Origin of the sequence: Pseudomonas fildesensis (assembly GCF_001050345.1) — a bacterium.
GTDB lineage: Bacteria > Pseudomonadota > Gammaproteobacteria > Pseudomonadales > Pseudomonadaceae > Aquipseudomonas > Aquipseudomonas fildesensis.
On the sequence record NZ_LFMW01000030.1, the window covers coordinates 1 to 2,777 of the forward strand.

The following is a 2,777-nucleotide window of genomic DNA, read 5'->3' on the forward strand; positions in this document are numbered from 1 at the left end:
AGTGCCGTTAGCTGGAGCCGAGGTCAGCGGGTTAGTGCCATCAGCATTGCCGCTGTCAGTCGCGGTGTAAGTGAAGTTGGCGGTGCCGTTGAAATTCAGGTTTGGCTTGAAGTACAGCGTCGCCTCGCCGTTAGTCGCATCAATAGCGCCAGTAACCGGTTTGGTCATGGCAGCGTCGGTGAAGAACGTGCCGTTGGCAGACGTACCCACGGTGAACGACTTAACGTTCGCCAGGCCATCGACATCAGTAGCCGAAAGCTTAACTTCAATACCTTGAACCGGATCTTCCGAACCCGTGGCAGTAGTCGCCACAGCTTCTGGCGCATCGTTAACTGCAATCACATTGATCGGCAGCGTGATGGACTCGGACTTCGGATCAGCAGTGCCGTCTTGTGCGGTGGCGGTAACCGTGAGGTTCACCAGGCCGTTGGCGTTTGCCGCCGGGGTGAAGACCAGCGTTGCCTTGTTCCAGCCGCTGATGTCGACGCTCTGATTGCCAGCCGTCGCCGTAAACGTGTTGCCCGTCGTGCCATCGGTGATGGTCGCGCCGTCCGGAATGCCACTGATTTCCAGCTTGAGCGACTCGGAGCCATCCTTGTCGGTGGCGTACGCGTCGATGGTCGACAGCTTGATCCCGTGGTCTTCCAGGCCGGTGTTCAGCACCTGGGTGACGCTGATGTTGTCCATCACGCCGCCCAGCGAGTTGTTTGTATCACCGGCCGGGGCTTTGAATTCGAGCTTGGCATCGCCGTCAGCGGTGACTGGCACGACGAAGGTGTAGGTCTTCATGCCAACGGTGGTGGCGTCCAGGGTGCCGACTTTGACGCCGCCCCAGAATACGTCGATCACCGAATTGTTCTCGGCGCCCGCACGCGGCGAGTAGTCGACCGAGATGGTGTAGGCCGTGCCGGCTTCTGCCTTGATGATGGTGTAGAGGCTGGCGTCGTCACCGGCGTTCTTCTCAAGCTCGATGACCTGGCTATTGCCCGGGGTCTCTACGCCGTAGATGCTGCTTTGGCCGATTTCGACTTTGCCGTCAGCGTTACCCGTCAGCCACTGGGTGGTCGGGGTGCCATTGGCGGCGTTGTTGGCATCGCCCACCGCGATGGTGCCCCACGAACCGTTGAAGTTGGCGCCGTCGAAGTTGATCGAGGACACAGGTCCGCCGCCGAGCAGGCCCAGGTGCGGGGTGTCGGTCACTGGTGCGATGGTGATGTCGGCTGTGGTCACGGCGCTCGGTTTGCCACCGTTATCGACCGCGGTGAAGGTGAGCGAGGTGCTGCCGCTCCAGTCGCCGGTTGGGGAGAAGTAGACCGCAGCCTTGCCGTCGGCACCTGCCGGTACAGAGTCACCGACTTTGAGTTCGGTTTGCAGCGTGGCGTCGCTGTACAGCTTGCCGTTTTCCGGCAAGCCAGTAATGACGAACGTGGAGACGGTGCCGTCCACATCGTTGCCGGCCAGTACGATCGTGGCCGTATGGTCTTCGTCGGCCGTCGTATTGTCGGCTGCGGCAGTCGGTGCGTCGTTGACCAGGTCAATGGTGACCTTGCCGGTGGCGCTGCCGGTTTCCGGTTTCTCGCGGTCCAGGTTCTGGCCGCCGATATCGGTCACGTCGATGGTGACACCGCGATCAGTACCACTCGGATTGTTACCCGGGCTCTGGAAGGTGATCGCTTCAACCAGTTTGGTGAAGTCGGCGGCACTGCTGCCGGTCTTCGAGTCGCTGGTGAGGGTGTAGACGACTTTGCCGTCGGCGGCACTGCCGCTTTGGGTGACGGTAATACCGGCAACGGCCAGGGCCTTGAGCACATCGGTGCTGCTGAGCAAATCACCTGCAGCCAGGTGGTCAACCGTGACCACCACTTTGCTGAACGTGGTGTTATCGACGTCTTTGATGGTCAGGTTTTCGACCAGCGCGACGGCGTCGTTTTGCTCGGTAAAGGTAGTGCTGGTGAACGCGACCTCAGGGGCATCGTTTTCCGGAACCACGTACACCACAGAGGTCACGGGGGCGGAATCCAGCTCGCCGTCGTTGACGGTGATGGTCAGGGTACGGTCGGTAGAGACCGGATTCTGGCTTTCGCTGGCGAAATGCACCGAACGCAGGACTTCCTGGTATTCAGCCTTGGTGGCTTCACCCGACAGGGTCAGGATGCCGGTGTCTTTGTCGTAGCTGACTGCAATTTTGGTATTGCTGACATCCGCGATCAGTACATCGTCGGTCAGGTGGTTGACGAGCGTGACCTTGGCGCTTTGCAGGGTGCTGTTGTCGACGTCGCTGACCGTCAGGTTCGCGGCCACGTAGCCGCCTGGCTTGCCTTCGATGTAGGTGTCGCCGAATGCGTTGGTCGAGGCGTTACCCAGTACCGGCGCGTCGTTGACCGCAGTCACGGTGATGGTGCCGTTGGCTGGGGTCGAGGTCAGCGGGTTAGTGCCATCAGCGTTGCCGCTGTCGGTGGCGGTGTAGGTGAAGTTGGCGGTGCCGTTGAAATCGGTATTCGGCTTGAAGTAGAGCGTCGCTTCGCCGTTGGTAGCGTCGATGGCGCCAGTAACCGGCTTGGTCATGGCCGCATCGGTGAAGAACGTGCCGTTGGTAGGCTCGCTGACGGTGAACGATTTCACGTTCGCCAGGCCGTCTACGTCGGTCGCGCTCAGTTTGACTTCGATGCCCTGGACCGGATCTTCCGAACCGGTGGCAGTGGTAGCGATCGCTTCAGGCGCATCGTTGACCGCAGTCACGGTGATAGTGCCGTTGGCTGGAGCAGAGGTCAGCGGGT

Annotated in this window: 1 protein-coding gene; it reads right to left on the reverse strand. The window is 60.7% G+C overall.

Going from position 1 to position 2,777, the window contains the following annotated elements; all coding sequences use genetic code 11:
• Positions 1 to 2,777 (reverse strand): beta strand repeat-containing protein (locus tag ACR52_RS27170; protein ID WP_048731251.1); only part of this gene is annotated, 2,777 nt, incomplete at both ends.